This window comes from Micromonospora sp. DT231, assembly GCF_049847025.1.
Lineage (GTDB): Bacteria > Actinomycetota > Actinomycetes > Mycobacteriales > Micromonosporaceae > Micromonospora.
Genome location: NZ_JBNCNO010000015.1, coordinates 178,389 through 184,388, shown reverse-complemented (window position 1 = coordinate 184,388; position 6,000 = coordinate 178,389). Strand labels below are relative to the sequence as shown.

The following is a 6,000-nucleotide window of genomic DNA, read 5'->3' as shown; positions in this document are numbered from 1 at the left end:
CTGGCTTTACAAGCACCCTGTTGAGTTCTCAAAGAACAACCACACACCGACCAGAAGCCCCACCTCAGTGGAACCCCGTTTCGGGGCAACCGCTCAAACCTACTTGGTCGAACTTTCATTGTCAACCTCAGGTTCGAGGTGATCAATGTGGTTCGTCCGGACCCACGATGACGCACGCCGAACCCGGCGGTCGTTACTGTCGTGGGAAACCGCAGACCGGCCGATCGCCGCTTCGCGGCTATCCGCCCGGCTCCTGCCGGCTTCAGAACCTTACCCGGTCGGCTTCGCGTTCGCAACCCCGTTTCCGGGATGTTCCGCACCGCCCGATCCTCAGCCTCGCTCGGCGTCTCCGCCACGAGCCTGGTGCCCGCTCTCAGCCGGTTTGTCCGGCCTCCCCCGTGCAGAGAGAAAGTTACGCGGACGGCCCGGAGAAGGCAAATCAGGGTTCATCACTGGTTCCGGTGGACAGGTTCGCAACGGTCCCGGTGCAGCCGGAGACGCGGGCCGTCCCGCCATGCCAGAGTGTCAGACATGGATGAGTCCGGGCTCGGCACCACTGTGCTCGCCGAGGAGTCGCTGCTCGGCGTTCTTCTGCCGTTCTGGCAGGTGGTGATCGGTGCGGTCGTGTTGGTCGTGCTGGTGCTCTCCGTCGGACGCCTGGCCCGACGGGGCAGGTCCCGAATGACCACCGCGCTGCTGGTGACCGCCGCCGCCATCGCCGGCTTCGCGGTGATCGGCGTCCTGCTGCAGGGCTGAGGCGCAGAGCCCGGAAGCGCTGAGGCTCAGAGCCTCCGGTTGGCCAGGCTCGGCAACTCGGCCCGGATCGCGGCGAGCCGGTCGAGGTCCAGGTCGACGACTGACACACCCGGGCCGTCCGGCAACTGGGTGAGGACCGTCCCCCACGGGTCGACAACCATGCTGCGCCCGAAGCAGGTCCGGCCCGGGTCGTGGTCGCCGGTCTGGCCGGCCGCCGCCACGAAACACTGGTTCTCGATGGCCCGGGCTCGCAACAGAACCTCCCAGTGGTCCCGGCCGGTGTGCATCATGAATGCCGCCGGCACCACGAGCAGTTGTGCCCCACCGTCGGTGGCGAGCAGCCGGTACAGCTCCGGGAAGCGCAGGTCGTAGCAGATCGACAGGCCGACCCGCAGACCTTCGACGTCCACCACCACCGGCTGCACGCCGGCTGCGACAGCCGCCGACTCCCGGTAGGAGACCCGCCCCGGGATCTCCACGTCGTACAGGTGGATCTTGCGATAACTCGCGGCCAGGTTGCCGGCGCGGTCGAAGACCAGCGACGTGTTCCAGGTGTGTTCCGGGTCCGGACCGGCCTCGTGGAAGGAGCCGGCCACCAGCCAGATTCCGAGCCGGGCGGCGATGTCGGCGAAGAAGCTGCCGACCTCACCGTCCACCGGCTCCGGCTCGGGCATCCCGGTGGCCGGGCCGAGGTAGTCGACGTACTCCGGAAGAACGGCGAGGTCCGCACCGCCGGCGGCGGCGCGGACCAGCAGGGCCTCCGCGGCGGCCAGGTTGGCCTTACGGTCGTCCCGGGCGTTCAGTTGGCAGACCGCGACGCGCATGAAAACAGGGTACGGCGGGAGGGGCGGCTCGGACAGCGTCAGAGGCTGGCCAGCACCAACGCTCCGGCGGCGAAGCCGAGCCCGGTGATCTGGACAACACGCAGCCGTTCCCGGTCGACGGCCAACGCCAGCAGCACGGTGCTGGCCGGGTAGAGGGCGGCGACCGCCGCCACGATGCTCAGGTGACCACGGGCCGCGGCGGCCAGGAACAGCGCGTTGGCGCCACTGTCGAGCAGACCGGCGACCGCCGCCCAGCCCCACTCCCGTCGCCCCAGGCGCAGCCGCGCCCTGGTGCCGGCGGCAAGCGCGAAGCCGAAGGCGATCGAGCTTGCCCGGACCGCCGCCACCGGCCACATCCCGGCGCTCTCGTCGGCCTGGCCCAGGAGGGTGTAGAAGACACCGAAGAGCGCCCCGGCGGCGAGGGCGAGCCCGACCAGCCGTGCGGGGACGGCTCGTGTGCCGCCGCTCTCCCCCAGGCTGACGAGCGCGATGGCCACCACCGCGAGGCCGGCGCCCGTGAGCGCCAGGACACCCGGGAAGGACGCCGTGAAGAGACCGGCGACGATCGGCACCACCGCGGCGGTAATCGCGGTGATCGGTGCCACCACCACCATCATCCCGCCGGCGAGGGCCCGGTAGAGCAGCATGACGCCGCCCCCACCGGCCACCCCGGCGAGAAGCCCCCAGCCGAGGTCACCGACGTGTGGTGTCCCGGGCACGACAAGCACCAGCACGACCAGCAGCGGGACACTCAGCAGCTGGGAGATGAGGGTTACGGCAATCGGGTCGGCGTGCCGGGACGCCTTGCCACCGGAGAAGTCGGCCGTGCCGAACGCGACGGCGGCCAGCGCGGCCAGGACAATGGGTACCATGTATCTGTCGTACCACAATAGTGACCGTGAGGGATAGTTTAATGACCGAACCGGGACCGGATCGGGTGGGCGCGGTCACCGCCGCGGTAGCCCGACAGGTACGCGAACTACGGGCCGCCCGAGGCTGGTCCTTCGACGAGCTGGCCGGCCGGTCCGGAGTGAGCAAGGGCATGCTCGTGCAGATCGAGGGCGCCCGCACCAACCCGAGCGTCGGCACGCTGTGCCGGGTCGCCGACGCGTTCGGCGTCAACATCGGCCACCTGCTCGAACCGGCCGAGGAACGGGCCGTGAAGATCGTTTCAGCCGGCGAGGCGCCCGTGCTCTGGCAGGGCGAGCACGGCGGCACGGCCCGCCTGCTGAGCGGGTTGGGCGAACCGGATCTCGTCGAGCTCTGGGACTGGCGGCTCGTCCCCGGGGAGGCGCACCGTTCCCTCGACCACCCGCGCGGCACCCGCGAGGTGCTGCACATCCTGGACGGCACGGTGATCGTCCGGGTCGACGGGCAGGACCATCAGGTCCGCGCCGGTGAGACGATCGAGATCCACGCCGACCGGGAGCACGGCTACCGCAACGACGGCGACGCCCCGGCTCGACTGATGATGGTGGTCGTCACCCCGTCGGGCGAATGGGACCGCCGGACACGATCACGCCGGCCGCGTCAGGAGTAGGGCTGTGGCACAGTCCTGAGCGGCCGGCGTGGCGTGGCAAGGATCAGGCCGACTTCTCCTCGCGGTCCCGCCGGGCCCGACGCCCGGTGAACTCGCGCGGAACGATCGTCGGGTTGACGTTCTCCAGGACCACCTCACGAGTGATCAACACCCGGGCGGCGTCGGGGTTGCTCGGCACCTCGTACATCGCGGAGAGCAGCACCTCTTCGATGATGGCCCGCAGGCCACGGGCACCCGTGCCCCGCAGCATCGCCTGGTCGGCGATCGCCTCCAGCGCCGGCTCGTCGAACTCCAGCTCAACCCCGTCCAGCTCGAACAGGCGCTGGTACTGCCGGACCAGGGCGTTACGCGGCTCGGTGAGGATGCGCACCAGGGCGCTGCGGTCCAGACTGCGCACGTTGGTGATCACCGGCAGCCGGCCCACGAACTCGGGGATCAACCCGAACTTGAGCATGTCTTCTGGCATGACCTGGCTGAAGATGTCGTCGGTCGAGCGCTCGGAAACCGACCGGAGCCGGGCGCCGAAGCCGGTGCCGCCCTGCCCGGTGCGGGACTCGATGATCTGGTCGAGACCGGCGAAGGCGCCACCACAGATGAACAGCACGTTCGTGGTGTCGATCTGGATGAACTCCTGGTGCGGATGCTTACGGCCACCCTGCGGCGGCACGTTGGCGACAGTGCCCTCGAGCATCTTGAGCAGGGCCTGCTGGACACCCTCACCGGAGACGTCGCGCGTGATCGACGGATTCTCCGACTTGCGGGCGATCTTGTCGACCTCGTCGATGTAGATGATGCCGGTCTCGGCGCGCTTGATGTCGTAGTCAGCGGCCTGGATCAGCTTGAGGAGGATGTTTTCCACGTCCTCGCCGACGTAGCCCGCCTCGGTCAGCGCCGTGGCGTCGGCGATGGCGAACGGGACGTTCAACATCCGGGCGAGGGTCTGCGCCAGGTGGGTCTTGCCGCACCCGGTCGGGCCGAGCAGCAGGATGTTGGACTTGGCCAGCTCGACGGCGTCATTACCGGAGCCCGGCGCACCAGCCGCCTCGGCCTGGATCCGCTTGTAGTGGTTGTAGACCGCGACCGCGAGCGCCTTCTTGGCCTGGTCCTGCCCCACGACGTAGTTGTCGAGGAACTGGCAGATCTCCATCGGCTTGGGAAGCTCTTCCCACTTCACCTCGCCGGACTCGGCCAACTCCTCTTCGATGATCTCGTTACAGAGATCGATGCACTCGTCGCAGATGTAGACCCCTGGGCCCGCGATGAGCTTCTTGACCTGCTTCTGCGACTTGCCGCAGAAGGAGCATTTCAGTAGGTCGCCGCCGTCACCGATCCGTGCCACCTACGTTCTCCCTGCACTCATCGGCCGGAGACCCGGCCCTGACCTGCGGACGCTGCGCGCCGTCCGGTTTGGTTCACCTCACCGGCCCAACCGGCGAAGCGGTACGGACCCGACGTTACCCGCTGGCGGGGCATTCTCCGACCCCCAAAACGGGTGTGTCAGAGGTCGGCCGGGAACTGCACGCCCCGGCCAACCTCTGACCCGGCACTGCTCAGCTGGCGGAGTGGGTCGCCAGCAGACCCTTCTTGCGGCTGGTCAGGATCGTGTCGACCAGCCCGTACTCCTTGGACTCCTCGGCCGTCATGATCTTGTCACGGTCGATGTCCTTACGCACCTGCTCGGTCGGGCGGTTGCAGTGGCGGGACAGCATGTCCTCCAACTGCGTCCGCATCCGCAGGATCTCCCGCGCCTGGATCTCGATGTCCGAACCCTGCCCGTAGCCACCCTCGGTGGCCGGCTGGTGGATGATGATCCGCGAGTTCGGCAGCGCCATCCGCTTACCCGGAGTGCCCGCCGACAGCAACACCGCCGCGGCGCTGGCGGCCTGCCCGAGGCAGACCGTCTGGATGTCCGGACGGACGTACTGCATGGTGTCGTAGATCGCCGTCATGGCGGTGAACGACCCACCCGGCGAGTTGATGTACATGATGATGTCGCGGTCCGGATCGGTGCCCTCGAGCGTCAGCAGCTGGGCCATCACGTCGTTGGCCGACGCGTCGTCCACCTGGACGCCGAGGAAGATGATCCGGTCCTCGAAGAGCTTGTTGTACGGGTTCGATTCCTTGACCCCGTACGACGTGCGCTCGACGAACGACGGCAGCACGTAACGGTTGTGCACGGCCGCGAACTGGGGCGGCAAGCTCAGATCGGTCATCGTCAGCTCCTCAGCTCAGGGTCCCGGCGCCATCCGGAACCTGAGCGGCCCCGATGATCACCTTGTCGATGAAGCCGTAGTCCATGGCCTCCTGGGCGGTGAACCAACGGTCCCGGTCGGAGTCCGCCTCGATCTGCGACTGACTCTGGCCGGTGTGGTGCGCGACCCGCTCCTGGAACATCCGCTTCGTGTAGAGCATCTGCTCCGCCTGGATGGCGATGTCGGACGCCGTGCCACCCAGCCCACCGGACGGCTGGTGCATCATGATCCGGGCGTGGGGCAGGGCGTACCGCTTGCCCTTGGTGCCCGCGCAGAGCAGCAGCTGGCCCATCGAGGCCGCCATGCCCATCGCCACGGTCGACACATCGTTGTCGATGAACTGCATGGTGTCGTAGATCGCCATGCCGGAGTAGACCGAGCCACCCGGCGAGTTGATCCACAGGTTGATGTCGCGGTCCGGGTCCTCCGCGGCGAGCAGCAGCAGCTGCGCGCAGATGCGGTTGGCGACCTGGTCGGTCACCTCACTGCCCAGGAAGATGATGCGTTCCTTGAGCAACCGGTTGTAGACCGAGTCGTCGAGGTTGCCAATGGAGTCGCCACCGCGCGCGTCAATCGCCCGGAGCGACTTCTTGGGGATGTGCATGTCGGTCATGGCAGCCCTTCGCTC

General features: G+C 68.1%; 7 protein-coding genes. 2 read left to right on the top strand and 5 right to left on the bottom strand.

All coding sequences use genetic code 11. The features are described from left to right. Window positions 1-531: 531 nt before the first annotated feature. Window positions 532-756, top strand: coding sequence for a hypothetical protein (locus ACPXBU_RS30020; protein ID WP_393373609.1), 225 nt, complete (start codon window positions 532-534; stop codon window positions 754-756). 26 nt (window positions 757-782) lie between these two features. Here the strand turns inward: ACPXBU_RS30020 and ACPXBU_RS30015 are convergent, their stop codons facing one another. Then, entirely contained in the window at window positions 783-1,580 is a 798-nt protein-coding gene (locus ACPXBU_RS30015; RefSeq protein ID WP_393373611.1) for a carbon-nitrogen hydrolase family protein, read from the bottom strand. A gap of 38 nt (window positions 1,581-1,618) precedes the next feature. Further along, window positions 1,619-2,452, bottom strand: a complete 834-nt coding sequence (locus ACPXBU_RS30010; RefSeq protein WP_425760757.1) for an EamA family transporter — start codon at window positions 2,450-2,452, stop codon at window positions 1,619-1,621. 41 nt (window positions 2,453-2,493) lie between these two features. Here ACPXBU_RS30010 and ACPXBU_RS30005 point away from each other — a divergent pair, with 41 nt between their 5' ends. Beyond that, the gene (locus tag ACPXBU_RS30005) at window positions 2,494-3,120 is read left to right on the top strand and encodes a helix-turn-helix domain-containing protein (protein ID WP_393373617.1); all 627 of its coding nucleotides are present in this window, start codon (window positions 2,494-2,496) and stop codon (window positions 3,118-3,120) included. A 43-nt stretch (window positions 3,121-3,163) separates the two neighbouring features. Here the strand turns inward: ACPXBU_RS30005 and clpX are convergent, their stop codons facing one another. The 3 genes from clpX to ACPXBU_RS29990 all read right to left on the bottom strand — a co-directional run bounded on the left by clpX (window position 3,164) and on the right by ACPXBU_RS29990 (window position 5,985). Beyond that, on the bottom strand, window positions 3,164-4,459 hold the full coding sequence (gene clpX / locus ACPXBU_RS30000; RefSeq protein ID WP_053652977.1) for an ATP-dependent Clp protease ATP-binding subunit ClpX: 1,296 nt from the start codon (window positions 4,457-4,459) through the stop codon (window positions 3,164-3,166). Between the two features lie 211 nt (window positions 4,460-4,670). After that, window positions 4,671-5,333, bottom strand: coding sequence for an ATP-dependent Clp protease proteolytic subunit (locus ACPXBU_RS29995; RefSeq protein WP_393373620.1), 663 nt, complete (start codon window positions 5,331-5,333; stop codon window positions 4,671-4,673). 10 nt (window positions 5,334-5,343) lie between these two features. Beyond that, the gene (locus tag ACPXBU_RS29990; protein WP_007464111.1) at window positions 5,344-5,985 is read right to left on the bottom strand and encodes an ATP-dependent Clp protease proteolytic subunit; all 642 of its coding nucleotides are present in this window, start codon (window positions 5,983-5,985) and stop codon (window positions 5,344-5,346) included. Between the last annotated feature and the right edge of the window lie 15 nt (window positions 5,986-6,000).